The sequence below is a fragment of the Streptomyces sp. NPDC043853 genome (assembly GCF_056436025.1).
This window is the reverse complement of the sequence record NZ_JBWKDJ010000007.1, coordinates 84,336-107,544: the sequence shown is the minus strand read 5'-3', so window position 1 is coordinate 107,544 and position 23,209 is coordinate 84,336. Positions and strand designations below refer to the sequence as shown.

Genomic DNA, 23,209 nt, shown 5'->3' with positions numbered 1-23,209 from the left:
CGCGCGGAACGACCGCCCGTGCCGGCCGGTGCCGCTGCGGGGGAGCGGCTTGCGGTGGTCCGGAGCCGGCACGCACGACCCGGGCAGGCTGCTTGCCCTCATCTGCTGGTGGGGGTGTCGCACAGCGCGCGGGCGACGAGGTCACTGGCGGCCTTGTGCTGCCGGAGCGTTGTGTCGAGGTCGTTGAAGCTGGTGGACATGGAGACGGTGACGGTGCGGCTGCCGTCGTCGGTGGCGCCGTTCAGGGTGATGTAGCCGGCTTCGCCGCCTTCGTGGCTCCAGTAGCCGCCGCCACAGGTCAGGGGGCGGTTGACCAATCCGAGGCCGTAGCGTCCACCGGGCCAGAACGTCTCGAACCGCTTGTCGACCGGGATGGTGTCCTTCATCTCGGCGGTGCGCGCCGCGGACAGCAGCTCGCCGCCCAGCAGTCCCCGGAAGAAGCGGTTGACGTCCGCCGTGGTGGAGACGTAGCCGCCGAGGTCGGGGACGATCTGTTCGGTGACGTCGGTCCGTTCACCGGAGCCGAAGACCTGGTAGCCGTGGGCGTGCGGGGGACGGAGGGTGGACGTGGTGCCCGGCAGATAGGTGTGGTGCATGCCGAGCGGTTTCAGGATCCGGCTCTCGACCTCCTCCTGCCACGGCCGGCCGACGACCTTCTCGACGATCATGCCGAGGACGACGTAGCCGGTGTTGGAGTAGCTCCAGCCGGTGCCGGGCGGGAAGTCCGGGGGGTGACTCATCGCCCGGGCGACGATCTGCTCGGGGGTGTAGGTGTCGTAACGGTGCTGGTAGTACTGCTGCGCGGTGTCGAAGCCGGGCAGGTCGTCGTGGAGGCCGCTGGTGTTCTGCAGGAGTTGACGCACCGTGATCTTCCGGCCGTCGTTGCCGTTGCCGGCGATCACACCGGGCAGCCGACGGTCCACCGTGTCGCCCAGTGACAGCTTGCCCTCGTCGACCAGCTGCAGGATCACCGTGGCCATGAGTGCCTTGCCGGTGCTGGCCATCCGGAAGTAGCCGTCGCGGGGCACCGGGCGGTTCGTGCCCGCCACGGCGACACCGGCGGCGGCGACCAGATCCCGGCCGGAGGCGGTGGTCACCCGCGCCTGGACGCCGGTGACCCCCAGGGCCCGGACGGCATCGGTGTCCAGGCGCAGGTCGTCCTGCCGGTAGCCGGGCGTGGACGTCGCGGCCGCGCCGTCCGAGGTCTGGACGGCCAGGGCCACGCCCACCGTGCAGAGTGCGGCGGCCGCGACGGCCGACCACCCTCGGCGGATCCTACGGTGACGCTGCCGGGACGGGCGGTGCTGCGGCGCGGAGGCCGGGGTCGTGGGTCTCATGAATCCCACGCTAGGCAGGCGTCGAGTTGCGCGTCGCTACCGCGGGCGGCCGCTGGAAACCTACAGGTGGCTGTAGTGCCGCAGGTATGTCCGGCCCGTACAGTGACGCGTCCGAGGCCCGTTTCTGATCCGTTTCCGGGCAACTCCCGGTCCGTTCCAGAGCTGGTCCCGGTCCGATTCCGGGCAACTCCCGGTCCGTTCCCCGTCCGTACGACAGAGGAGGGCGAGCCCGTGCACGGTGTGATCGGCGAGGCACGCGCGTGGTCGCTACGGACCGCGCGCAGCGGACGTTACCTGCTCGGCACCCTGATGACCGCGACGGTGACGCTCGTCGCGGCGCCCCTGCTGTGCATACCGTCGCCGGCGGCTTCCTGGGCGGAGCACCACCGACGCCGCGCCGGCGCGCTGCTGGGCCGACCGGTGGAGCCGCGGCCGCGCGCCCTCCGCCGCGACCTCGCATGGTTCGTGATCCAGGTGGCCACCGGCCTGCCCGCGGGCACGCTCGCCCTGCTGTGCCTGGGCAACCTGCTCCTCACCCTTGTCGTCACCGTGGGGTGGTGGGCCTTTCCCCCGTCGGATCCGCCACGGCTGCTGCTGTTCGGCGTACGTATCGACGGCTGGGCCCCCGCGCTGACGGTCAACCTCGTGCAGTTCCTGCTCCTCGCGGTGCTGGCGGCCGTCGCCCTGCCACCGCTCGCCCGGGTGCACGCGCGGTGCTGCCTGGCCGTCCTGGCGCCGTCTCCCGCGGAACGACTGGCCGCGCGCGTCACCGAGCTCACCCGGACGCGCGCGGACGTCCTGCAGGCGCACGGCGCGGAACTCCGCCGGATCGAACGCGACCTGCACGACGGCACCCAGGCCCGGCTGGTGGCCATCGCGCTCCGGCTCGCCGTGGCCGGGGAGACCCTTCCCCGGGACCCCGATGCGGCGGCCGCGCTCGTGGGGCAGGCCCGCGCCGAGACCGAGGAGGCCATGACCGAGCTGCGCTCCGTCATCCGCACCATCTACCCTCCGGTCCTCGCCGACCAGGGTCTCGTCGGCGCGCTCGGCACCCTGGCCACCAGAGCCGGCGTACCGACCCGTATCGACATAGGCGAGCTCGGTGCAGTCCCTGCCGCGGTCGAAGCGGTCGCCTATTTCGCCGTCACCGAGGCGCTGGCGAACATCGCCCGGCACAGCCGGGCCACCGGGGCGGCGTTCCGCGTCGTCCGCAACGGCACGAAGCTGTCGGTGGAGATCACCGACGACGGGACCGGCGGGGCGGACGCGTCCCGAGGCAGCGGCCTGAACGGAATTCGTCGCCGCGCCGCCGCCCTGGACGGCACCATGACGATCAGCAGCCCGCCGGGCGGGCCGACCGCGATCACCGTGGAGCTGCCGTGCGCGTAGTCATCGTCGAGGACAACGTCCTGCTGTCCTCCGGACTCGAACTCCTGCTGAAATCCCAGGGCTTCGAGGTCGCCGCGATCACGGATGACGCCCCCGGCTTCCTCGCCGCCGTCGAGACCCACCGTCCGGACGTCACCATCGTCGACGTGCGGTTGCCCCCGACATTCCGCGACGAAGGCATCCGGGCCGCCCTCCGGGCCCGCCGCGACCACCCCGGTCTTCCCGTCCTGCTCCTGTCCCAGTACGTCGAGCAGGAATACGCCGGTCGGCTCCTCTCCGACACCCGCGGCGGCATCGGCTATCTGCTCAAGGACCGGGTGAGCCGTATCGCGGAGTTCACCGACGCGCTGCGCCGCGTGGCCGCCGGCGGTACCGCCATGGACCCCGAGGTCATCGCCCAGCTCCTGGCTGTTCGCGCCGATCCCGTCGAGGCCCTCACTCCGCGCGAACGCGAGGTCCTGGCGCTGATGGCGGAAGGGCACGACAACGCCGCCATCGGCCGGCGGCTCTTCATCACCGACAACGCCGTGCACAAACACGTCGGCGGCGTCTTCCTCAAACTCGGCCTGTCGGCCGGGGACAGCGGCCACCGCCGCGTCCGCGCCGTCCTGGCCTACCTCCGCCACCACGGCGGCACCGAGCCCGGCGATCGCACAGTTCGCCCGGAGCGCGAAACTCCTTGACGATACGTCAGGGAATGGGTGCGCAGGCAGTGCAGAAGGGGCGGCGAGTGCTGGAGGGGCGGCGAGTGCTGGAGGGGCAGCGAGTGCAGGGAGTCCAGGTAGTGCAGGGAGTGAAGCGGATGCACCGGGCCGCCGGCGCGGTCATCGGCTCGGCGGTGGGCGACGCCCTGGGCGGCCCCTTCGAGTTCGGCCCCCCGGGAGCGTGGCGGGCGACGACCTCCGCGGTCCACTTCGCTCCCGCCGGCCGGGAAGCCACCATGGACGCGGCCCGCCGCATCGCCGCCCTCACCCACGGCGACCGCGCGGCCTGGGAAGGCACCGCCATCTTCCACGAGCTCATCCGCGTCACCTTCGAGGACGCCGACCCCCTCGTCGCACTCCCGGACGTCCTGGCCCACGTCCATCCCGACCACCGAGGGCGCTACGCCACGGTCCTCGCGCCCGACTGGCACCCCGATCAGGCGACCGAGTTCAACGGTGCCGTCTGGCCCTGCCTGGGCTCCGCCGTCTGGGCCCTGCGCACCACCGCCGGCTTCGAGGACGCGATCCGCGCGGCGATCGACCTCGGCGGTGACACGGACACCGTCGCCGCGGTGACCGGAGGCCTCGCGGGGGCGTACTACGGGCTGGACGCGATCCCCGCCCGCTGGACCCGGCCACTCCACGTCCCCCTCCCGGGATCCGACGGACGCGTGCTGCGCCTGGCGGATCTGCTCCGCCTCGCGCACCGCCTGGCAGGTTGAACCGGGACGTGCTCATCACCCCACCGGCGGTCGTTCCGTCGGACCGGACCGTTGGCTTCCCTCGGCCGCCTCCTAACGGGTCAGTAGGGGGTCGAGCAGGCCCGCCGGGAGGTACTCCGAGAGGGAGTCGGCCATGGCCGCCGGGTCGACGGGCCAGTCGCGGGGCAGGTTCACGGGCCAGCGCGGCAGCGGGACGGGTTCGGTGTTCCCGAGTCGGCGGGACACGTCCTCGCGCAGCCGCGGCAGCATCGCGTGGAGCGTGTCGCCGGGGCAGGCGGTGCTGTTGAAGTCCCGGTGCCCGTAGATCTCGGAGGCGGGGACCTCGTACTGGCGGCAGATATGGGCGCACAGGTCGGCGAGGGCGGCGTACTGCGCCTCCGGGGGCGCCTCCGTCATGTAGGTGCCCTCGTTCTCGATGCCGATGGCCACGTTGTTCTGGCCGACGCAATGGGCCGCCCGCACCAGCCGGTTCCCGGAGTTCAGCGCGGCGAGGCTCTGGTGGCGGCCCTCCATGACGAAGGCACCCCGGCTGATGGTGAAGTGCTGGCCGGTGTCGATCCAGCCCTGGAGGTCCATGTGGTGGGTCTGGATGGCACGGGCCAGCTTGTGGGCGCGGTCCTGCGAGAAGTCGGTGACGTTGGCCGTGGCCGTGTGGTGGACGATGATCCGCTCAGGGCGTGCGGCGAGCAGCACGACGGACTCGGACGCCTCGCGGGCGCCCCAGCCTTCGCAGTCGGTGATCACGGGGATGGTGGATCCGTCGCCGCCGCGGAACGCCCCGGCGCCGGTGGCGGCGCGGGCCCGGGAGGCGGCGGCGGTGGGCAGGACGGTGGCGGCTCCGAGTGCGAACGCGGCGGAGACCAGGGCCCGGCGGGAGAGCCGGGCGGGTGGGGTGGACGTCATGAAGCAGCCTGTTCCGGTGGGGGATACACCCATAGAACGGGGCCGGGCCGCGCGAGACACGCAGGCGCTCCGTGGGTACGGTCCGTTGAGCCTTTGGGGGACGGCGAGTCGGCCGTACGGCGCCTGCGGCGCGGGCCGCGACGGGAGTGACACCCGCGCATCGGGCCTGGCCACGGCCGTCCCAACCCTGAGCAGCCGCCCTGAACGCCTCCCGCGCCCGGCGCACCCGCTGACTGACCGCCGTCCCGGCATCCTGAGCCGCGGGCAGTGGGCAGTGGCGAGTCGGCGCCGGGCGGCGATCAAGGCCGGGCGGCAGGTCAGGGCCGCACGGCGAGGGCCTCGACCTCGAACAGCACATCAGGGGCAGCCAGGCTCGCGACACCGATGAGGGTCTGCGTGGGCGGCTTCGAACCCCAGCCCTCCTGCACGGCGCCGGCGATCGGGCCGAGCTTGGCGAGGTCATGGTTCACCACGTACGTCCTGAGCTGCACGACGTGGCTGAGGTCGAGCCCATGGGCGGCGAGGGCGACGCCGACGTTACGGAACGCCTGATTCACCTGCTCGGCGAAGTCGGCCGAGACCACCGCGCCGTCCGGGCCCGATCCGTACTGACCCGCGATCAGCACCAGTTCCGACCCCGCGGGGACGGCGGCGGTGTGGCTGTAGCCGAACGGGACCGGATCGTGCAGACCGTCCGGGTTGACGAAGTCGTGTGCCATGCGGGTCACCTCTCGTGTGCGATGGATCCGTGGGGTGCGGTGCGGTGCGGTGTGGTGTGGTGCTGTGTGGTCCTGTGTGGTGCTGCTCAAGCCTCGCAAGGAATCACGACATCCTCTGTCGTGTATTCCCCTACAGTTCTCGTATGCGCGCCGATCGTTTGGTATCGCTGGTGCTGCTCCTGCGGCAGCACGGGCGGCTGTCCGCCGCCGCGCTGGCCCGCGAGCTGGAAGTGTCCACCCGCACCGTGCTGCGCGACATCGAGGCGCTGTCCGCAGCCGGCGTCCCGGTCTACGCCGAACGCGGCCGACACGGCGGTTTCGCGCTGCTGCCCGGCTTCCAGACCGAACTCACCGGACTGAACCACGACGAGGCACTCGCCCTGCTGGTCGTCGGATCACGGCGCGGCGCGCAGGCGTTCGGCCTGGGCTCGGCGCTCGCTTCGGCCATGCTCAAGGTGGTCGACGCGCTGCCCGAGAACCAGCGGACCAACGCGGCCGGCGCGGCGCAGCGACTGCTCGTCGACCCGGAGACCGACCTGCTCTCGCGCCGCACGGTCGCCGAGGAGATACCCGAGACGATCCTGGCCGAGGTCCGGCGCGCGGTGCTCGCCGGACACAAACTGCGCATCCACTACGCGGCTGTGGACCAGACCCCGAAGTGGCGCACGGTGGACCCGATCGGCCTGGTCACCGTCCGCGACCAGGGCTACCTGCTGGCCACGAGGTCCGGCTCGGACCGCACCTACCGTCTCTCCCGGGTGCTCGCCGCCGAGGAACTCGACGAACCGGCACAGCGCCCGGAGCGGGTGGATCTGGACCGGGCCTGGCAGGAACGCAGCACGCGTTTCAGGACCGGCGGCGACCAGGTCGCCGTACTGGTAAGGGTGGACCCGGCACGGCGGGAGGAGCTGGTGGGCACCGCGCTGGCCGTCCTCGCCGAAGAAGCCGACGACGACGGCCGGCTGCGGCTGGAGGTGACCTTCCAGGACCCGAGACACGCCGAATGGGCGCTGTGGCAGCTCGCCACGAGCGCGGAGGTCCTGGCCCCGCAGTCGCTGCGCGACTCCCTGCACCACCGCGCCGCCGCGATCGCCACGTGCTACGGAGCGTCCTCCTGACGGCCGCCGCCTGCTCCGGGCCGCCGAAGCCGACAGGCACCACCGGCCGGCCCCGCGGAGTCCGCCGCACCCGAGCGCCCGTCACCCGGGAGGTCACGTGAGCCTCCCGCAGGCCGACCGGTTCGGCTGGAAGGATCGGCTGGCGGAATCGGCTGGCGGAATCGCTGGGGAGGACGTCATGACCGCGGACACCGGCGGGGTGCCCCGGGACCAGCCGGCGGCCGGGCGCCCGTTCGGCCGGATCCTCTGGACCGCGCTGCGCGTGCTCGGCTCGGTGGCCGCGCTGGTGACCCTCTATTACGTGGGGCCGCTGGACCACTCCTCGACGGGTTCCGCCGTCGCCATGCTGCTCAGCGGGCTGGTGGGATTCGTCGTCCTGATCGCCGTCCAGGTCCGCTTCATCCTCCGCTCCCGTTACCCGGGGCTACGGGCCTTCGAGGCGCTGGCCGTCAGCATCCCGTTCTTCCTGTTGCTGTTCGCGGCCGCCTACGTCGCCATGGCCGCGCAGTCTCCCGTGAGCTTTGGCAGGCACCTTTCCCACTCCACCGGGCTCTACTTCACCGTCACCGTGTTCTCCACCGTCGGGTTCGGCGACATCACGGCCAAGTCCGAGGTGGCACGGCTGGTGGTCACCGTGCAGATGCTTGCCGACCTGGGCGTGTTCGGCCTGGTCATCAAGGTCATCGCGGGTGCGGCCCACCGCGGCCGGGAGCGCAGGAACGCCACGGCGACCGCCCCGAACGGGGGCGGGGCGCAGTGAGCCCGGCGCGGGTGCCCGGGCGCTACCGGCGCCCACCGGCAACCACGGATCACGGGTCTGAGCGTGCCGCAGCAGTACGGAACCGTCTGCGCCCGCGATGATGCGCAGGACGGATGTGCACCGGCCCCGGGCCGGGGATGCCGGTCTGCCGACCGGCCAGGCAGTCGGCAGACCGGCCAGGCAGTCGGCCGGCCAGGCAGGCAGTCGGCCGACCAGGCAGGAGGGCCGACCGGTGGCCGACACCCTCCGGGCAGGTCGGCTCCCGGCGTTCGGGCCCGGTCACCCGGTCGGGCCGGACTTCAGAGGAGACGATGCGCATGCCCGCCGGACCGCCCACCGAGCCCGAGGAGCCCCCCGGCACTGCCGGCACTCCCGGCACCCCGGATACCCCCGGCACCCACGGCACCCCGGATACCCCCGGCACCCACGGCACTCCCGGCACTCCCGGCGCTCCCGAGGCGCCCGCAGTGTCGCCGCCGGATCCGCTGGCGATCGTCCGCACCCGCGGATACCTCTCCGTCCTGGTGATCTCGGCGCTGCTCGGCGTGCCGATCTCGGCCGCCGCGTTCGGCTTCCTCGCGCTGGTCTCCGAACTCCAGTCGCTCGTCTACGACGACCTGCCCAAGAGCCTCGGCTTCCACGGCACTCCCGACTGGTGGGCGATCGGACCGCTCGCGGTCGCCGGCGTACTGGTGGCCCTGACGATCCGGTACCTGCCCGGTGGCGGCGGCCACAAGCCGGCCGAAGGGCTCAAGGCCGGCGGCCCCCTCTCGTTCGCGGTGGTGCCGGGTGTGGCGCTCGCCGCGCTCGCCACGCTCAGCCTGGGTGCCGTCCTCGGCCCGGAGGCCCCGCTGATCGCGCTCGGCGGCGGGCTCGCCGTCGGTGCGGCCAGACTGCTCAAACGCGACGCCGCGCCCGGCTCCGTCGCCGTGATCGGCGCGGCCGGCAGTTTCGCGGCCATCAGCGAACTGCTGGGCTCCCCGCTGGTCGGCGCCTTCCTGCTGATGGAGGCGACCGGGCTGGGCGGGCCGATGATGGGCGTGGTCCTGGTGCCCGGCCTGCTCTCCGCGGGCGTCGGGTCGCTGATCTTCACCGGCCTCGGCAGCTGGACCGGTCTGGGCACCTTCTCACTGACGTTGACCCATGTGCCGCCCGCCGGGCGTCCCACGCTCGGCGAGTTCGCCTGGGCGATCGTCGCGGGCGTCATCGCCGCACTCCTCGGGGAGGCGATCCGCCGTTCCGCGCTCGCCCTGCAGGGCCTGGTCGACCGCCACCGGCTGCCGCTCACCGTCCTGATGGGCGTCGTCATCGGCGTGATCGCGCTGCTGTACGCGGTGATCACCGACCGGCCGGCCACCGGGGTGCTGTTCTCCGGCCAAGACGGACTCGGCCCGCTGCTGGCGGACAGCGCGAACTACACGGCGGCCGCCCTGGTGGTCCTGCTGGTGTGCAAGTCACTCGCCTACTGCGCCTCGATGAGCGCCTTCCGCGGCGGTCCGGTCTTCCCCGCGGTGTTCACGGGCGCGGCCGGCGGCCTCGCCCTCTCCCACCTGCCCGGCCTGGGAACCACCGCCGGATTCGCCATCGGGCTGGGCGCGATGACCGTGGCGATGCTGAAACTGCCGATGACCGCCGTGATGCTGGCCACCCTGCTGCTCGGCGCGGAGGGTCTGACCGTGATGCCGCTGGTGATCGTCGCCGTGGTGGTCGCCTACGTCGGCACGCTCAGGCTCGCCCGCCTCCCCGCCGCACCGCCCGAAGCAGGGGCAGCCCAGGGCCGTCGAAGCGGCTGAAGCGCAGTTCGACGGTGGTTCCGATACGACACCCTGGTCCTCGCGCAGCCTGTTCCGGGCGGCCAGGCCGAGCATGAGGCCCCACAGGACGAAGAGGCCGTACCAGAAGAGGCCCCAGGCGGCCTGCGGGTGGGCGTCCTTGGCGGCGAACGCGGGGGCCGAGACGACCCGGCCGGCGGCGAGCAGGTACTGCAGCGCGAAGTAGGTGAAGCCCCACAGGGTCATACCGACCGAGGCGGTCAGGGACACGGCGCACAGCGTACGGCGCGGGAGCCGGCGGCCCCAGGGCCGGACCAGGGCGAGCGCGACGGCGGCACCCGCCACCGCGACGATGCCCATCACCCAGTAGCCGATCGCGGCTTCCCAGGTGCCGTGCGGCGCGGAGGCGAAGTCCCCGGGGAAGGTCGCGCCGATTCCGGCACCCCACCAGAAATGCGGTGCCGCGTAGGCGATCGCCGCCGCGGCCGCCGCATGGCCCGGCCAATCCTGCCGCCACCCGCGCCGTACCGCCGCCGTAGCCGTGGCAGTCGTCATGTCTTCCCCCCGAGGTCCCGTTCTCGTCCGGCACGCCCACCGCGTCCCGCCCGGGAAAACTCTGACCGAACCGCCCTCCGGGCGCGTCGGTCACCGGGACCGGCCTGCCTCCCCCGCATGGGGGAGGCAGGCCGGTCCACCTCGGCTGGACGGGGGAGAACGGTCCGCCGTCGCCCGATGGGACCCGGGAGTTGCAGAGAGCCGTGGTCCGGAGTGAGAGTGGCGCGGCCCGCGAATGTGGCGGGCGCATCCGCGAAACCGTCCGAGGGGGCAGCACATGGCGCAGCAGGGGACCATCGCGACAGAGGGCATGGACGGGCCGGCCGCGGCACGGGCCGAGGAGGCGTTCAGGCTGATCTATGCCGAAGTGTTCGCCGAGCCTCCGCACAACGAGACCGAGGACGACGTCGCCGCGGCCTTCCGCCGCTTCCCCTCCCAGGTCCGCAAGCACTGCTTCCGCGCCGCCTTGGCCCGTACGGCGGACGGCGAGCCGGTCGGCATGGCGTACGGCTTCCCGCTCGACGCCGACACGGGCTGGTGGGACGAACTGACCGAGCCGGTGCCCGAAGCCATGCGACGGGAGGACGGACACCGCACCTTCGGGCTGATGGAACTGGCCGTGCGCCGACCGTGGCGCGGGCAGGGCATCGCCCGGCGTCTGCACCGGACGCTGCTCGACGGCATCGAGGCCGAGCGGGTGCTGTTGAACGTCCACCCGGACGGCAAGGCGGCGTCGGCCGCCTACCGGGCGTGGGGCTACCGCAAGATCGGCGAGGCGCGGCCCTGGGGGACGGGCGCGGACCTCCACGACGTGATGCTGCTCGCCCTGCGCTGACAGCAGCCGTCAACGGCGGCCGGTCGGGCGGTCAACCGGGCGGGACCGTGGCGCGGGACAGGCCGGGGCCCATGCCCGCAACGCCTTCGCCCGCAACGCCCTCGCCCGCAACGCCCTCGCCCGTACGGGCAACACGCCCCGGAGCAAGCCTTCCTGAAAGATCCTCAGGTGCCCGGGTTCGCGGGCCGCTTGTAGTACCGCCAGGGGAACCATCCCGCGCCGACCGGGATCCAGCCCTCCGATTCCATCCGCCGGTGCCGTGCGCTGGAGGGGAGCGTGACCCGGCAGTGCTCCCACGGGTGGCCGGAAGCCTCCACCTCGTGGAAGAAGGGGCCGTAGCCGACCACGTGCCAGCCGTCGCGGCCGGCCTCCTCCAGGGCCGCCATCTCGTTGAACGCGGTCAAGCCGCCGAGGGTGCGGCGCTTCGGGGCGTTCGGTCCCTCGGCGGGGGGTGCCGACGGGCCCGAGGCCGCGGCCTTGCCCGAGAACCGCTGCTGGGCGGCCTGGCGGCTGACACCCAGGACGCGGCCCACCGTGTCCCAGCTGTGGCCTGCGGACCTGGCGCCCTGGACGGCCTCGCGCAGCAGCCGGCTCGCCTCCTCGGCGCCGACGCGCGAGGCGTCCAGCAGGCGCAGGTACCCGTGGGGGTCGTGTTCGAGCGAGTCGGCCAGGCCCTCGGGGGCGCCGAGGACGGCCGTCGCGATCCCTTCCCGGATCCGGTCCATCTCCACGGGGTGGAGCAGTGGTTGGTCGTTCATCGCCGCAGTCCGGCAAGGGGTTCGAGGGTGTCGAGGACGTCCTCGTCGCGGCGCGCCCGCTCGGCCGAGTCACGGGCCGCCGCCCGGGAGGCCAGGCCGGCCGTGCAGGCGATGAGCACGAGGCCGACGACGATCAGGGCGATGGTGGCGTAGGTGCCGAGCCGGTCGCCGAACATCACCGTCAGGGCCGGCAGGCTCACGGCGAGCGGCAGCATGGCGGCCATGGACGGCGTGGCGGGAAAGAGGTCCCGGTGCCGGTTCTTCGAACTCAAGATCAACATACGTCAAGGAAACCTTGACGCGGCCGACTTGTCAAGATTTCCTTGACGCCGGTGCCCGCCCCCACTGCCGCACCCCCTGGACGGCACGCCATACCCCTCTGCCTGTCCCCGGATTCCGGAGATCCGTCCCGGTGCATCCGCGCGCGAGCGCCGCCCGGCGTTCCGCCGCCCGGCGTTCCGCCGCGCGGGCTAGTCCGGCGTGCCGGTCCCGGTGCGCGAGGCCCGCCTGCAGGAGTCTGGATCCACCCCCAGCGAGACGTACCCGACCGGGAGGCGTCAGGACATGCGACCCCAGTTCAGGACGCAGAACGTGGCGTCGGCCCCCGGCTTCCTGTCGGCCGCCGAGTGCGCCGACGTCATCCGGGCCATGGACGAGTCGCCCCGCGAGCCCGCCCAGGTCGTCCGAGCGGGCGAATCGGTCCTGGACGCATCACTGCGCCTCTGCTTCGACCACCACTTCCCCGAAGACCACAAACGGCGCATCGGCGAACGCATGGCGTCCTACTTCGACGACCACCGCACGGCGTTCGACTCGGACGCGGACTTCCTCTACGGCCCCTACTTCATGTCGTACGAGAAGGGCAGCTACTTCCGCGCGCACCGCGACGTCGCCAACCACAAGGACGATCCGCCAAGGCTCGCCGCCCACCGCTGGTCGCTGCTGCTCTACCTCAACGGCCGCCGCGCCACCGGGGCCGGGGACCTGCCGACGTTCGACGGCGGCGCGCTCACCGTCTACGAGACCGACCCCCGCCTGCGTGACCGGCGGGTGGTCGTCGTGCCGGAGCCGGGGATGCTGCTGCTGTTCCGGGCCTCGCTGATGCACGAGGTGGCGACCGTGCTGGACGGCACGCGTTACGCGGTCGCCGGATGGATGTCCAGTGCAGACTCGCCCGCTCTCGGAGGCCCGCGATGACCCACCACCATTCCGCCAACGAGTCGGTCCGGTTGAGCGTGTCCGGCGACGTCGACCTCGAGACGCGGACCGCGCTCGCGACGTTCTGCCGCCGCAACCGCTACCCCCACCTCTTCACCGAGGTACTGGAACCCCTGCTGTCCGGGCGCGGCCTCGTCCTGGCGCTGGCCGTGACGGAGCGGCCGTGGCCGCCCAGGGGCATCGGGTCGCAGAGCATCGAGGCGGTGGGCATCGCCATGATCGGAAGCGAGGACCGGGCCCACCTCACGCCGGTCCTCACCGACCGGAGGAACGCCACCAACATCGGCCTCGTCGGCGCCATGACGAAGCAGCTGCTCGAATACCTGCGCGAGGCGGACGTACCGTCGGCCGGCTATCTGGTGCGCGAGGGCGACCGGGCACTGGAGCGCGCCCTCGGGCAAGCCGGCTTCGCCGAGGCGGACTTCCGGTCGTCCACCGACTTCGCGGACTACCAGGAGTTCTCCGCCCCGCCACAGAAGGTCCTCGACGCGCTGGGCCTGGCCCGACTGCGGGTCGGCGACCTGCTGGCGCTCAGCCTGGACGGTACGGAGCTCGACCGGCTGGGCTCCTACCACTTCACGCTCACCGCCGGACTCACCGCCTACCTGCAGGACTCGCTCAGGCACGCGGCCCTCCTGCCCGGCCTGATCGACATGGTCGCCACGCTGCCCCCCGCGGGCGTCCCGCCGGGCACTCCCGGGCCCCCGGTGCAATGAACAGCGGTACGGCGCCCCCGGCCGGTCCCGTGCGGCGCGGAACACGGGCGTCAACGGTCTCGCTGGTGGTCTCCACGCTGGACGAGGGCGCGGAGCTGCACGCGACCCTGGAGTCCGTGTTCGCCGGATCCGTCATCGCGGACGAGACGATCGTCGTCGACGACGGCGGCACCGACGGCAGCTGCACCGTGCTGGAGCGGGCGGAGTGGCGGGCCCGCGGGGTCGTGGTACGCCGCATCCCGCGCAGCGGGGTCGCGGCGGCCCGCAACGCCGGCGCCCGGCTCGCCCGCGGCAGACACCTGGTGTTCCTCGACGCGCACTGCCGACTGGAGCGGAACTGCCTGGCCCGCCTGCGGGCCGCGCTGGACGCCGCGCCCGACGCCGTCCTCGCGCCCGCCGTGTGCGAAGCCGGCGGCACGGCGGCGGGCTGCGGTGCGCGGCTGATCGACGCCCACCTCCGGGTGCGCTGGCTGCCTCCGGAGCCCGACGGAGCCGCCCCTTACCCCGTGCCCCTCGCACCGGGCGGCTGCCTCGCGGTGCGCCGGGCGACCTTCGACCGGTTGGGCGGCTTCGGCGCCTTCCGTGAACTCGGCCTGGAGGACGTGGACTTCAGCCTTCGGGCCTGGCGCGCCGGGGTCGACGTGCTGGCCGTCCCGGAGGCGCGGCTGGCACACCGCTTCCGCCCGTACCCGCCGTACCGGCTGAGCCCCACGAGCCGCGCGTACAACGTGGCGAGGGTCGCGCTCGTCCACTTCGACGGTTCGCGCCGCGAGGAGTGCCTGCGCAAGGTGATCGGTACGCCGAGGGCCGCCGAGGTGCTGGTCGAGGCCTTCGCCGGCGACTGGGAAGCGCAGCGGGCCGGGCTCGACGCGACCGGCGTGCGCTCCGTGGAGGCGTACTTCGAGAGGTTCGGCGACTGGAGGTGACGCCCGGGCCCGGTGCCGGGCCGCTGGTGACGGCCCGGCACCTGTTCTGCGCGGGGGCGGGGCCGGCCTGTGCGGCTCGGCCCCCCGGTCTCAGGGGCTGTCGACCGACCCGGGGTCGACCTGTGCGGTGATGCCGGTGATGGCACCGCCCGGTGCGAGCGTCACGCCGACGATGACCGGCCGGATGGGGTGGGGCGGGAGGATCGGGATGATGGGGTCCGGCGGAAAGATGTTGAAGAAGGTGGGGTGGAAGGTCAGCGGGGTGATGGGGCCCGGCGGATAGGCGACCACGTCGTGGTCGCTGCCGACGAAGCGGTAGGTGTCGCCGCTGGCCTGGCCGGTACCGGTGGTGCGGAGCAGAGTGCTGCTCACCCGGGCGGTGCCGCCGCCGTCCGGCTCGGCCCGGGTAACGACGCTGACGCGGATGCTGCCGGTGACGTCGATCGGCTCCGTGCCGAAGGTTCTGAAGGTGCCGGTGAGGGGCAGCACGACGGTCTGCCGGTAGAGGGCTTGTGAGGGCTGCGCCGCGGCGGTGGTCGGGGTGACGGCCAGGCCCAGCAGGGCCAGGACGAGGCAGAGTTTCGTGGCGCCGCGCGTGAGATGACCGCGCATGGGGACTCCCATCGGTGAGGCGGGGGCCGGGTGAGCAGGCTCCCGCAGGCTGTGGTCCACGCTGCGGTCCAGGCTGTCCAACCGGCCGAACGCGTGTCGTGTCGACGGGCCCGGAGGAGCGGGATTCTCACTCGCATGCCGGATCCGCATCACCGGCGGCCACCACGAGGCCGACACCGGCCCCGCTACGGGAACATCGAGCCGTTCGTGTGACGGCGGCTCAGGCGCAGGTCTTCTCGAACGGAAGGTCGGGGACGAACTTCTTCCACTCCTCGGGCGTGAACCCGCCCCCCGCTGCCGCGCAGGCCATTCCCGTGGGATCCGCGACGATGCGCGGGAGGCGGCCCAAGTCCCACAGGATGGCCCGGCCGTCGGAGCCGGCGGTGACCGCGTAGCGTCCGTCGGGACGGAACGTGATGGCGCGGACTTCATCGCTGTGGGTCGTGAGCAAGGTGGCCTGGTGCGGCCGGGTCGGGTCGCCGACGTCCCACACGTTGACCTCGCCGCTTCGTTGGAGGCCCGCCACCAGCGCCCCCGCCGGGTGGTAGGCGACGGAGTGGATGTCGTCCTCGGTCTTCGGCAGACGGGCGAGCCGCCCGGGTTCGTCGGGATTCCTGACGTCCCAGAGGATCAGGTCCGCGTCGTAGTCGAGCGTGGCCAGGGTGCGGCCGTCGGGCGAGAAGCGGGGCGTGCCCTTGCCCTCCGGCAGGGCCACGCCCTTCCCGCTGTCGGCCCGCCGGCGCAGTACGACCTGCATCGGCCCTCCCAACGCCAGCAGGCCGCCATCGGGGGCGATCGCGTTGTCGGTGGAGAACGTGAGGGCCGTGGCCAGGGCCCGGCCTTCCCCGGAGTCCGGGGCCTCCTTGGGATGGGCCGGATCCTGCAGGTCGTAGAGGCGCACACCCGCCCGTACGTATCCGATGGCCAGCGTTCGGCCGTCCCGGCTGAAGGCGACGCCCCAGACAAAGCGGTCCCCGGGCACGACCGCCAGCTTCTTCGGCCGGCGGGGCTCGGCCATGTCCCACAGTGTGACGTCCTGGCCGTACCCGCCGGTGGCGAGCATCCGTCCGTCCGCGGTGAACGCCGCGGCGGTGATCGCGGACCCACCCTCGACCACGCTGGCGGCGGCGACGGGCCGTCCCCAATTCTCCAGGTCCCACCGTATGACGCGGCCGTCCCGGCCCACCGAGACCACGGCGTTGTAGTGGGAGGTGAACGCGGCGTCGACAACCCCGCTGGTGTGTCCGGCGAACCTCGCCCGCTCCTCCACCTTGGGCAGCGCCGTCATGTTGTACAGCGCCAGGTCCTTGTCGGATTCGTAGCCCGCTGTGAGCAGGCGCGAGCCGTCTTCGCTGAACCTCAGTGTGCTCACGTTGGCGCGGTGCGCCGGCCATCGGGCGATCTCCGTCGGCTTGGCCGGGTCGCGCAGGTCCCAGACCTGGACCTCGTTGCCGGTCGTGGTGACGAGCCGCCGGCCGTCCGGGCTGAAGGCCCGGCGCGTGCCGGTGTTCGGCAGCCGGGTGAGGGCGCGCGGTGCGGAAGTGTCGCTGATGTCCCAGAGCGTGGTACCGGGCGAGGTGGTCAGTGAATGGCGGTCCTTGGGTTCCTCGGTGCCGGTGGTCAGGCCGGTGTGGCTGAGGAGCGTCTTCCCGTCGGGACTGAAGAGGACGGCCGAGCTGTCGTACACATTGCTCACCGCCCCCAACTGACGGGGCGCGGCGAGGTTTTCGATGTTCCACAGGGCAATGGCACCCCCGCGCCCGTGAGCCTCCTGACCGGAGGCGGCCAGGACGGTGCCGTCGGAGCTGAAGGCCACGCCTTCGGCGCCTGCCGTCAGGCCGGGGACACGGAGGGTCGCGGCAGGCGCCATCGTGCCGTCGGTCGGGAGGGACGCGATGCGCCACAGCACGACCGTGCCCTGCGGGCAGGTCCCGGCGAGCATGCGGCCGTCCCGGCTGAAGACGAGCCCTTCGTAGGTGTTCAGTTCGCAGCCTGCCGTCAGGCGTACGCCGAGGCGGGTGCGGGTGGCCTTTTCGTCGATGCGCCACAGGGCGACGCCGCCCTGAGCGTCGACGGCCGCCTCCAGGGTGCCCCCCGGATCCAGGACCCCGTAGTCGTCCTTCGCTCCGGTGTCGATGCTGCTCGCGAGGGCGTCCGTGCGGACGAGGGTGTCGACGACGGCCGCCCGGGATCCCGACGTCGGATCGATCCGCTCCGCTGCCAGGGCCAGCTTGAGTGCGATCAGGGGCTGTTCGTCACGCAGGCCGGCGACGCGCTCCACGAGCGCCTGGTGGATGGCCCGCCGCCGCTGCTCGTCGGCCTCCGCGCGCTGCTGGAAGGCCAGGCCCGCTGCCACGATCGCCAGGCACAGGCCGACCGCGACGCCTGCGAGTGCGGCCTGCAGACGCCGGGTGCGGCGGGTCTCGCGTTGCCGCTCGGCCAGCTCCGCGCGGCGGCTGGCCGTGAGGAACTCCTCGTCCAGGCGCGGGAGCCGGCGGTGCCGCAGCCGTTCCTCGCGGATCAGGGAGTACGCCTCGTTCAGCCGGCCGCCCCGCAGGTGGAAGTCAGGGTGGCGGTCGGCCGCGGCCCAGGCCTCGGCGGATTCCGTCAAGCGCTGGCGGACGACGAGCCCCTCGCGGTCCTCCTCGATCCAGCCGCGCAGTCGGGGCCAGGCACGCAGCAGGGCCTCGTGCGCGATCTGCACCCCGTCGCGGTCGACGGTGATCAGGCGGGCGGCGGTGAGCCGGTCGCGCAGGGCGGCGGCGGAGTCCCGTTGCCGGGGCGTGAAACCGTACAGGAGGCCGTCCCGGCCGACACGGCGCCGTACGACCGCGTCACCGTCCGCGCCCGCGGGTGTGAGGTGGACCAGCTGCATCAGGAGATCCCGTAACAACTCACGTTCTTCGGGAGCGAGTTGGCCATAGAGCGACTCGGTGGTCGTGGTGACGGAGTGCCAGATACCGCCGGTGCCCTCGTACCCGGCCAGGGTGAGGGTGGCGCCGCTGCGGGCGAGCCAGGTCTCGCGCAGGGCGTGCGCCAGGAAGGGCAGCGCGCTCTCGGCGTCGGGCCCGCCGCGCAGGTCGCGCAGGAGGCGGTCGGTGAGCCCGGCCTCCAGGGACAGGCCGACGGCCCGCGCGGGCCGTTCGATCACGGCACGCAGTTCGTCACCCGTCATCGGCGGCACCGTCAGCTGGTTGTCCTTCAGGGCCCGGACGAGGACCGGGTGCGCCAGGCAGCTGCCGTACAGGTCGGCACGCAGCCCCAGTACGGTGCGCGGTCCGCCGGCGAGGAGTTCGATGAACCTCGTCCGTTCGCCCGGGTCCTCGCACCGCGTGAAGACCTCCTCGAACTGGTCCACGACGAGCAGGCCGCACGGCTCGCGCCCGGGCAGCGCCGGGGGCAGGACCCCGCCCGGGGCCGCGATGGCGGTGTGGACGGTGTCCGTGTCGCGGCCGGTCGCGCGGGCCCACAGCTCGGCGAGGGAGCGGACCGGCCGGGGGCCGGGGGCGGTGAGCAGCAGGGCCGGCCAGGGGCGGGGGAGCGGCCCGGCGTCGGGGTCCGCCGCCGAGGTGCCGGCGGCCCGGCGGCGCTGTTCGAGTCCGGCGGGCAGTCCGGCGAGCAGTCCGGCCCGCAGGATCGAGGACTTGCCGACACCGGATGCGCCCACGAGGACGACGGGGGTGGTCAGGGACGGTGCGCAGACCATGTCGACGAGGCGTTCCGTGAGCGCCTCCCGGCCGAAGAAGTGACGGCTCTCGGCCGCTCTGAAGGCTTCCATGCCCGGGTACGGGCAGGGCACGTCGGCGGGAGGCAGGACCGGCGCCGTGCCCGAGCCCGTGCGGTAGGCCCGGTTGCGGGCGACGGGGAGGGACCCCAGGGTGCCCTCGCCCTGGCGCCGGGGCCGTACCGGCCCGTCGCGGAAACGGCGTTCCAGGGCGGCGTACAGGCTGTCCGTCGTGTGCCACAGCGGCCCGGCCGGGTCGCCCGTGGTCAGCAGGTCCAGCACGTGCCCGCTGAAGAGAGTGTGCCGCGAGCCCGGCGGGGCGAACGACAGGTCGTAGCCGGAGGCCGAGGTGAGCAGCAGGCTGCCGTCGGGGCGGGCGGAGGCGAAATGCTCCCACGCCTGCGCGGCGGAGCCGGCGGACGGCAGGGCGGCGCGGCCCGAGAAGCAGCAGTCGAGCACGACGATGCTGCCGCCCACCGCGTCACTGAGCAGGTCGCGCACGGTCCGGTAGGGCACCGCGCCGGCGATCCGGTCCTCGTCCGTGGTGGCGTGGGTGGCGAGGTAGAGGGCGTTGCGGGGGCCCAGCAGGCCGTGACCGACGTAGTACAGGAGGACGGGCCCGGTGGCCTCGGCGACGGCGCGCTCGACCGCGGCGATCACCGCGTCGGCCTCCGCGTCGTCGGGGACCCGGTGGATCCGGCCGGGGTCGGTGATGCCGCAGACGTCGCGCAGGGCGGCGGCGAGGTCGTCCAGCGTGGTGGTGACCCCGGGCAGGTCCGGCAGCCGTGAGCCGGAGACGTGCCGCCCGGTGCCGATCAGTACGGCGTGCGTCCCGGCGGCGCCGAGACCGGAGCCCGGCGCGGACGGCGGCACGGCATCGTCCTGCACGTGAACCGCTTCGGTGGCCGGCGGCGGTGACTGCGCCGGCTCGGCGCCGGGCACCGGGCCGCTCACGGCAGGCGGGGCGTCGGCGCGGGCCCCTCGTCCCCACCGTCCGCGGGCGGGGCGCCCTGGGCTGCGGCACCGGTGGGGGGCTCGGGTGCCGCGGCGGTCGGCGGCGCCCCGAGCAGCATCGCCAACTCCCTGGCCAGGTCCGCGCTCTGACGGGCGTCGAGACCGCGCACGCGGGTGGTCGAGACGGTGACCTCCGTACCGTCGGCCCGGCTGATGGTGACGCTCTGGTCGCCCCGGCGGCCCTGCACCCAGGCCACCACGGCGCCCGCGAGGACGGCGACGACACCACCCGGCGCGAGGACGGCGATCAGCGCGTCGGTGCCCGGACCCATGGCGTCGGAGGGCAGCGGCTCGTCCCGGTGCCGCCGTACGCGACCGCGAAGCTCCGGCTCCTCCGACAAATACCGGCGGAGCTCGGGCAACGCACCGGCGTCACCGCCCGTACTCCTGTTCCCGACCGTGATGACGACGCGCACGCAGGCCCCCATTCCTGTTCACCGCATCCCACTCCTCGGATCGTAACGGCCAACTACCGCCCCCGTAGCGCCGATTGACCGCCACCGGCGGCCACTGCCGACGCATTCCCGCCATGATCACCCCGGGCGGCAGGGGATCGAGGGCCCCGGCCTCTTCCGCCACCGGCTCCACCGACGCGGCAACGCCCGACACGACCTCAGGCCCGGTCGGCACCCCGGACGGGGCACGGCGAAGCCGGTTCTCCGGAACAAGGTGGTCCGCCGGTGATTCCCGCCCCGGCGGACCGCTTCCTCGCCCCGGTCACGCCGCGCGCCAGCGGGCCCGGGTCTCGCCCGGCTTCTTCTTGCAGCGCATCAGCGTCCCGGCCTTCGTGCGGCCGGTCGCGCCTTCCGGCGAGCAGTACGAGCCCGGGTTCACGGTCCCGACGCTGCCGCCCCCGCTTCCTCCGCTGCCCCCGCTCGTTCCGCTCTCGCGGGTCGGGGCCGGGGTTCGGGTCGGGGTCCGGGTCGGTGTCGGTGTCGACTTCGGACGGGGGGCCTGGGTGGAGAGACGAGGCGCCGGGGACTGCGAGCGCTTCTCCCGGGTCTCTTCCGGCGAAGGGGAACCGCTCGGCGTTTGCGTGGTCGCCGTGGCGGTGGCCCCGACGGACACGGTCGGCTTCGGTGCCTTCTTCGGGTCCGTGTCCCCGCCGATGACCGCGCCGCACGCGGCGAGCAGGAGCAGCAGGCCCAGGCAACCGCCGCAGCCGATGCCGATCTTCTTTCCCGTGGGCATGCCGGCGGGCTGCGGCTGCGGATGCGGCTGCTGGGGATAGGGGTACCCGGAGCCGGAAGACGGCTGGTAGTGACTCATGCGAATCCTCTCCGCGGGGTGCCCGAGCAGGGGCGTGGCTGATTCAGGGGGGTGCAGCGGATCGAAGAGGAGGGGGCGCGCGGCCGCCGGAGACGTGGGCGGCTGTCACTGCGATCCCGCCCGACGGCCGGGCGGCCGGGGCCGAGGATCGCGGACGCGTCCCGTTCGGCGAGGAGTTGAGAAGAGGACATGACCTGATCGACCCGTGCCGAGGCCAGGTGGTTGTACGGAAAACGATCACGAACGCGTCACTGCGGTTCGGCCGATCCGGATCCGGTACGTGCGGGATGCCCTGTGCCGGGGCTGCCCGGTCCGGCGCTCAGGGTGCGGGGTCGCGCACCTTCCCGAGCTGCTCCGCCTCCGCCCCCGTCGCTGCCAGCGCCACCCCGGTCCGGTACAGCTCGACGAGCAGGGGCCGCAAGGCCGCGCCGGCCGCGGTCAGACCGTAGCGGGTGCGTACGGGAAAGCCGGGCAGCCGTTCCCGGGAGGCGAGGCCCTCACCCTCGAGCGACCGCAGCCGTTCGGTGAGCACCTTCGGGCTGATGTCGGGGAGCCGGGCCGACAACGCTCCGAACGACAGCGGCCCGCCCATGAGTTCCCTCAGCACGAGTGTGGTCCAGCGCCCGGACACCGCCACCGCGGAGTTCCTCGGGCTGGGGCTGCCGATCGAAGTGAACCCCCGCCACGTGTCCACGGCGGGTGAGCTCGCACTGCTGATCGTGGACTGGAGCATCGAGGGCACCGGACCGGACGGCGCGGCCGTCCACCTCTCCGGGACCGCGACGGACGTCGCCCGGCGCGGTCCGGACGGTCTGTGGCGCTACGTCATCGACAACCCGTACGGCACCGCGCCCGCCTGACCCGGAACGGGGCACACGCTCGCAGGCGCCGGACGGCACCGCCCGCATCATTCGGTCGGAGCCGAGGGTCCATGGGCCTGCGCCTGGTGCCGGGCGGGGGTCATGACGAGGTGGCGGGCCCGTCGGTGTTCGTGTGCGTCGACGACCAGCAGGACGACGGCGGCCCATGACAGCAGGGCCCCGAACGCCGCCCACAGGAGAGAGGGAACCAGCAACCACCACGAGGACACGGCCACCGCGAGCACGGTGAGGCCGATCCGGGCGGCTCCGGGAAGTCGGCGGGTCAGCTCGGTGGTGGCCCAGGCAGCGGCGATGGGCGCCGCAATGACGAGAGCCAGCGCAGCGAGCAGCATCGGAATCCAAAGGATCATGTCATGCCCTCCCTACCTGCCTGCGCAGCGTCGGATCCAGACGGACACCGATGTCCCGCCGGCGGCTGTGGTGTCGGCGGCGGGGCCGGATTCAGGTCGGTCCGCAGCCTTCGGCAGTCATGCTGACACATCACTTGAACGCGTTCAAGTTGTTGGTGACGGCGCCAGTGACGGCGCCATGGGCTGCACCGACCGCAGGAACGGCCGCGCCGTCCGCTATGTTGAACGCGTTCAATCCATGGCGATGTCGACCGGACCGGTCAGGACCGCGATGACGAGGGGGCAAGGGATGTCACGTCTTCCGTTCGCGACGGCGGCCTTCGGCCGGAGCCGCAGGTGGGCTCTGCCGCTGGCCTTCTCCCTGGTGACGGGGGCGGGCCTGACCTCGTGCGCCCTGTCCGAGGTCTATCTGGGCTGCGAGGGCAGACCGTTGAAGGAGGTGGCCGCGGCCGATGTGGTCGGTACCTACGCCGGTCACCCGAAGGGCGAGCTGACTCTGTCGGAGGACGGAACCCTCGCGGTCGCCGACTGGATGGACCACCCCGAGTACGACTCGGTCGGCAACATCGACACCTACCCCACGCTCCCGACAACCGGAAAGGGCACCTGGCGGCTGGAGCGGGATCCGTTCGACACGGACTGGATGGAGGTCCATGTGAAGCTCGAACTGCGGGACGGGCGGAGCACGGGCATACCGTTGCGCGTCACCGGCACCCGGCAACAGCCCAGGCTGCACAACGTGCTGGGGGACCCCGACGAGTGCGATGAGATGCTCCTGACCAAACAGCCCTGACGGCCGTCCGCCACCCGCGCCGGACGGGAAGGCGTCGAGCGGGCCGAGCAGTCGAGCGGGCCGAGCGGGCCGAGCGGGCCGGGATCGCCGCCGACGTGTTCGACAGGCTCCCGACCGCACACTGCCCCACCCCC

23 protein-coding genes are annotated in these 23,209 nt (G+C 73.0%); 12 read left to right on the top strand and 11 right to left on the bottom strand.

Annotated features, from left to right (window positions below; translation table 11 throughout):
• Window positions 1–98 precede the first annotated feature (98 nt).
• Window positions 99–1,337 carry a serine hydrolase domain-containing protein gene (locus AC067U_RS19700; protein ID WP_478831012.1) on the bottom strand — a complete coding sequence of 413 codons (1,239 nt, stop codon included), beginning with the start codon at window positions 1,335–1,337 and terminating at the stop codon, window positions 99–101.
• 231 nt (window positions 1,338–1,568) lie between these two features.
• Here AC067U_RS19700 and AC067U_RS19695 point away from each other — a divergent pair, with 231 nt between their 5' ends.
• The 3 genes from AC067U_RS19695 (at window position 1,569) to AC067U_RS19685 (ending at window position 4,152) form a co-directional block, all read left to right on the top strand.
• Window positions 1,569–2,726 carry a sensor histidine kinase gene (locus tag AC067U_RS19695; RefSeq protein ID WP_478831011.1) on the top strand — a complete coding sequence of 386 codons (1,158 nt, stop codon included), beginning with the start codon at window positions 1,569–1,571 and terminating at the stop codon, window positions 2,724–2,726.
• Entirely contained in the window at window positions 2,717–3,409 is a 693-nt protein-coding gene (locus AC067U_RS19690) for a response regulator transcription factor (protein WP_478831010.1), read from the top strand. The genes AC067U_RS19695 and AC067U_RS19690 overlap by 10 nt, the downstream gene beginning before the upstream one ends.
• 110 nt (window positions 3,410–3,519) lie before the next feature.
• Window positions 3,520–4,152, top strand: coding sequence for an ADP-ribosylglycohydrolase family protein (locus AC067U_RS19685; protein WP_478831318.1), 633 nt, complete (start codon window positions 3,520–3,522; stop codon window positions 4,150–4,152).
• Between the two features lie 72 nt (window positions 4,153–4,224).
• Here the strand turns inward: AC067U_RS19685 and AC067U_RS19680 are convergent, their stop codons facing one another.
• Window positions 4,225–5,055: a peptidoglycan recognition protein family protein gene (locus tag AC067U_RS19680; RefSeq protein ID WP_478831009.1), complete on the bottom strand. Its 831-nt coding sequence runs from the start codon at window positions 5,053–5,055 to the stop codon at window positions 4,225–4,227.
• Window positions 5,056–5,372: 317 nt separating this feature from the next.
• Complete coding sequence (locus AC067U_RS19675; protein WP_478831008.1) at window positions 5,373–5,774, bottom strand: RidA family protein; 402 nt, start codon at window positions 5,772–5,774, stop codon at window positions 5,373–5,375.
• A gap of 143 nt (window positions 5,775–5,917) precedes the next feature.
• On the opposite strand from AC067U_RS19675, the gene AC067U_RS19670 reads away from it, so the two are divergent.
• The 4 genes from AC067U_RS19670 (at window position 5,918) to AC067U_RS19655 (ending at window position 10,814) form a co-directional block, all read left to right on the top strand.
• Window positions 5,918–6,892: a helix-turn-helix transcriptional regulator gene (locus tag AC067U_RS19670; protein WP_478831007.1), complete on the top strand. Its 975-nt coding sequence runs from the start codon at window positions 5,918–5,920 to the stop codon at window positions 6,890–6,892.
• A 178-nt stretch (window positions 6,893–7,070) separates the two neighbouring features.
• Window positions 7,071–7,652, top strand: a complete 582-nt coding sequence (locus tag AC067U_RS19665) for a potassium channel family protein (RefSeq protein ID WP_478831006.1) — start codon at window positions 7,071–7,073, stop codon at window positions 7,650–7,652.
• Between the two features lie 317 nt (window positions 7,653–7,969).
• Window positions 7,970–9,445 (top strand): chloride channel protein, encoded by a 1,476-nt coding sequence (locus tag AC067U_RS19660; protein WP_478831005.1) that lies wholly within the window; start codon window positions 7,970–7,972, stop codon window positions 9,443–9,445.
• A gap of 811 nt (window positions 9,446–10,256) precedes the next feature.
• The gene (locus tag AC067U_RS19655) at window positions 10,257–10,814 is read left to right on the top strand and encodes a GNAT family N-acetyltransferase (RefSeq protein ID WP_478831004.1); all 558 of its coding nucleotides are present in this window, start codon (window positions 10,257–10,259) and stop codon (window positions 10,812–10,814) included.
• A 164-nt stretch (window positions 10,815–10,978) separates the two neighbouring features.
• On the opposite strand, the gene AC067U_RS19650 is transcribed toward AC067U_RS19655, so the two are convergent.
• On the bottom strand, window positions 10,979–11,572 hold the full coding sequence (locus AC067U_RS19650; protein WP_478831003.1) for a hypothetical protein: 594 nt from the start codon (window positions 11,570–11,572) through the stop codon (window positions 10,979–10,981).
• Window positions 11,569–11,853, bottom strand: coding sequence for a hypothetical protein (locus tag AC067U_RS19645; RefSeq protein WP_478831002.1), 285 nt, complete (start codon window positions 11,851–11,853; stop codon window positions 11,569–11,571). The genes AC067U_RS19650 and AC067U_RS19645 overlap by 4 nt, the downstream gene beginning before the upstream one ends.
• A gap of 283 nt (window positions 11,854–12,136) precedes the next feature.
• Between AC067U_RS19645 and AC067U_RS19640 the strand changes: the two genes are divergently transcribed.
• From AC067U_RS19640 to AC067U_RS19630, 3 genes are all read left to right on the top strand, one after another.
• Window positions 12,137–12,769: a 2OG-Fe(II) oxygenase gene (locus tag AC067U_RS19640; protein WP_478831001.1), complete on the top strand. Its 633-nt coding sequence runs from the start codon at window positions 12,137–12,139 to the stop codon at window positions 12,767–12,769.
• Window positions 12,766–13,506 (top strand): hypothetical protein, encoded by a 741-nt coding sequence (locus tag AC067U_RS19635; RefSeq protein WP_478831000.1) that lies wholly within the window; start codon window positions 12,766–12,768, stop codon window positions 13,504–13,506. Before AC067U_RS19640 ends, AC067U_RS19635 begins: the two co-directional genes overlap by 4 nt.
• Window positions 13,507–13,571: 65 nt before the next feature.
• Entirely contained in the window at window positions 13,572–14,432 is an 861-nt protein-coding gene (locus AC067U_RS19630; protein ID WP_478830999.1) for a glycosyltransferase family 2 protein, read from the top strand.
• Between the two features lie 90 nt (window positions 14,433–14,522).
• Here AC067U_RS19630 and AC067U_RS19625 read toward each other — a convergent pair whose 3' ends face one another.
• From AC067U_RS19625 to AC067U_RS19605, 5 genes are all read right to left on the bottom strand, one after another.
• Window positions 14,523–15,044, bottom strand: a complete 522-nt coding sequence (locus AC067U_RS19625; protein ID WP_478830998.1) for a hypothetical protein — start codon at window positions 15,042–15,044, stop codon at window positions 14,523–14,525.
• Window positions 15,045–15,264: 220 nt separating this feature from the next.
• Window positions 15,265–19,656 carry a caspase, EACC1-associated type gene (locus AC067U_RS19620; protein WP_478830997.1) on the bottom strand — a complete coding sequence of 1,464 codons (4,392 nt, stop codon included), beginning with the start codon at window positions 19,654–19,656 and terminating at the stop codon, window positions 15,265–15,267.
• Window positions 19,657–19,718: 62 nt separating this feature from the next.
• Window positions 19,719–20,198 carry an effector-associated constant component EACC1 gene (locus AC067U_RS19615; RefSeq protein WP_478830996.1) on the bottom strand — a complete coding sequence of 160 codons (480 nt, stop codon included), beginning with the start codon at window positions 20,196–20,198 and terminating at the stop codon, window positions 19,719–19,721.
• A 301-nt stretch (window positions 20,199–20,499) separates the two neighbouring features.
• A complete protein-coding gene (locus tag AC067U_RS19610; RefSeq protein ID WP_478830995.1) occupies window positions 20,500–21,051 on the bottom strand; it encodes a hypothetical protein in 552 nt (183 codons plus the stop codon).
• Between the two features lie 319 nt (window positions 21,052–21,370).
• The gene (locus AC067U_RS19605; protein ID WP_478830994.1) at window positions 21,371–21,658 is read right to left on the bottom strand and encodes a winged helix-turn-helix transcriptional regulator; all 288 of its coding nucleotides are present in this window, start codon (window positions 21,656–21,658) and stop codon (window positions 21,371–21,373) included.
• Here AC067U_RS19605 and AC067U_RS19600 point away from each other — a divergent pair.
• Window positions 21,642–21,911, top strand: a complete 270-nt coding sequence (locus tag AC067U_RS19600; protein WP_478830993.1) for a YybH family protein — start codon at window positions 21,642–21,644, stop codon at window positions 21,909–21,911. The genes AC067U_RS19605 and AC067U_RS19600 overlap by 17 nt on opposite strands.
• Before the next feature lie 47 nt (window positions 21,912–21,958).
• Here AC067U_RS19600 and AC067U_RS19595 read toward each other — a convergent pair whose 3' ends face one another.
• Window positions 21,959–22,282: a hypothetical protein gene (locus AC067U_RS19595; protein WP_478830992.1), complete on the bottom strand. Its 324-nt coding sequence runs from the start codon at window positions 22,280–22,282 to the stop codon at window positions 21,959–21,961.
• 289 nt (window positions 22,283–22,571) lie between these two features.
• On the opposite strand from AC067U_RS19595, the gene AC067U_RS19590 reads away from it, so the two are divergent.
• A complete protein-coding gene (locus tag AC067U_RS19590) occupies window positions 22,572–23,075 on the top strand; it encodes a hypothetical protein (RefSeq protein WP_478830991.1) in 504 nt (167 codons plus the stop codon).
• Window positions 23,076–23,209: the final 134 nt, after the last annotated feature.

Bases quoted from the DNA above. Each gene is read 5' to 3' on its own strand.
- AC067U_RS19700 (WP_478831012.1), bottom strand. From the start codon at position 1,337: ATGAGACCCACGACCCCGGCCTCCGCGCCGCAGCACCGCCCGTCCCGG.
- AC067U_RS19680 (WP_478831009.1), bottom strand. From the start codon at position 5,055: ATGACGTCCACCCCACCCGCCCGGCTCTCCCGCCGGGCCCTGGTCTCC.
- AC067U_RS19675 (WP_478831008.1), bottom strand. From the start codon at position 5,774: ATGGCACACGACTTCGTCAACCCGGACGGTCTGCACGATCCGGTCCCG.
- AC067U_RS19670 (WP_478831007.1), top strand. From the start codon at position 5,918: ATGCGCGCCGATCGTTTGGTATCGCTGGTGCTGCTCCTGCGGCAGCAC.
- AC067U_RS19665 (WP_478831006.1), top strand. From the start codon at position 7,071: ATGACCGCGGACACCGGCGGGGTGCCCCGGGACCAGCCGGCGGCCGGG.
- AC067U_RS19660 (WP_478831005.1), top strand. From the start codon at position 7,970: ATGCCCGCCGGACCGCCCACCGAGCCCGAGGAGCCCCCCGGCACTGCC.
- AC067U_RS19655 (WP_478831004.1), top strand. From the start codon at position 10,257: ATGGCGCAGCAGGGGACCATCGCGACAGAGGGCATGGACGGGCCGGCC.
- AC067U_RS19650 (WP_478831003.1), bottom strand. From the start codon at position 11,572: ATGAACGACCAACCACTGCTCCACCCCGTGGAGATGGACCGGATCCGG.
- AC067U_RS19645 (WP_478831002.1), bottom strand. From the start codon at position 11,853: ATGTTGATCTTGAGTTCGAAGAACCGGCACCGGGACCTCTTTCCCGCC.
- AC067U_RS19640 (WP_478831001.1), top strand. From the start codon at position 12,137: ATGCGACCCCAGTTCAGGACGCAGAACGTGGCGTCGGCCCCCGGCTTC.
- AC067U_RS19635 (WP_478831000.1), top strand. From the start codon at position 12,766: ATGACCCACCACCATTCCGCCAACGAGTCGGTCCGGTTGAGCGTGTCC.
- AC067U_RS19625 (WP_478830998.1), bottom strand. From the start codon at position 15,044: ATGCGCGGTCATCTCACGCGCGGCGCCACGAAACTCTGCCTCGTCCTG.
- AC067U_RS19610 (WP_478830995.1), bottom strand. From the start codon at position 21,051: ATGAGTCACTACCAGCCGTCTTCCGGCTCCGGGTACCCCTATCCCCAG.
- AC067U_RS19600 (WP_478830993.1), top strand. From the start codon at position 21,642: ATGAGTTCCCTCAGCACGAGTGTGGTCCAGCGCCCGGACACCGCCACC.
- AC067U_RS19595 (WP_478830992.1), bottom strand. From the start codon at position 22,282: ATGATCCTTTGGATTCCGATGCTGCTCGCTGCGCTGGCTCTCGTCATT.
- AC067U_RS19590 (WP_478830991.1), top strand. From the start codon at position 22,572: ATGTCACGTCTTCCGTTCGCGACGGCGGCCTTCGGCCGGAGCCGCAGG.